Source organism: Nocardiopsis lambiniae (assembly GCF_031845465.1).
Classification (GTDB): Bacteria; Actinomycetota; Actinomycetes; order Streptosporangiales; family Streptosporangiaceae; genus Nocardiopsis; species Nocardiopsis lambiniae.
This window is the reverse complement of sequence record NZ_JAVREP010000046.1, coordinates 1-922: the sequence shown is the minus strand read 5'-3', so window position 1 is coordinate 922 and position 922 is coordinate 1. Positions and strand designations below refer to the sequence as shown.

The window sequence follows — 922 nt, the reverse complement described above, 5'->3', positions numbered from 1 at the left end:
GTGGAGATCGCCAAGTCCAACATCTTGTTGTTGGGTCCGACGGGGTCGGGGAAGACGTTGTTGGCGCAGACGTTGGCGCGGATCTTGAACGTGCCGTTCGCGATCGCGGACGCGACGGCGCTGACGGAGGCGGGGTACGTCGGTGAGGATGTGGAGAACATCCTGTTGAAGTTGATCCAGGCGGCCGATTACGACGTGAAGAAGGCCGAGACGGGGATCATCTACATCGACGAGGTGGACAAGGTCGCGCGTAAGAGCGAGAACCCCTCGATCACCCGGGACGTGTCGGGTGAGGGGGTGCAGCAGGCGTTGTTGAAGATCTTGGAGGGGACGACGGCGAGTGTGCCTCCTCAGGGTGGGCGTAAGCATCCGCATCAGGAGTTCATCCAGATCGACACGACGAACGTGTTGTTCATCTGTGGTGGTGCGTTCGCGGGGTTGGACAAGCTCATCGAGTCGCGGACGGGGCGGCAGGGGATGGGGTTCAACGCGGTGTTGCGGTCCAAGGAGGAGTTGGTCGGGGGCGGGTTCGGTGAGGTGATGCCGGAGGATCTGTTGAAGTTCGGGATGATCCCGGAGTTCATCGGTCGGTTGCCGGTGATCACGAGTGTGCACGATCTGGATCGTGAGGCGTTGATCCGGATTCTGACGGAGCCGCGTAACGCGTTGGTGAAGCAGTATCAGCGGTTGTTCGAGTTGGACGGTGTGGGGTTGGAGTTCACGCCGGGGGCGTTGGAGGCGATCGCGGAGCAGGGGATCATTCGGGGGACGGGTGCTCGGGGGTTGCGGGCGATCATCGAGGAGGTGTTGTTGTCGGTGATGTACGAGGTGCCCTCGCGTGAGGATGTGGGTCGGGTGATCATCGCGCGGGAGACGGTGATCGACAACGTCAATCCCACGATCGTGCCCCGCGCCCAGATCG

1 protein-coding gene is annotated in these 922 nt (G+C 62.1%); it reads left to right on the top strand.

The window, feature by feature from the left end; genetic code table 11:
• Positions 1-922, top strand: a 922-nt coding sequence (gene clpX / locus RM479_RS27445) for an ATP-dependent Clp protease ATP-binding subunit ClpX (RefSeq protein ID WP_311514580.1), incomplete at both ends; no start/stop codon positions are given.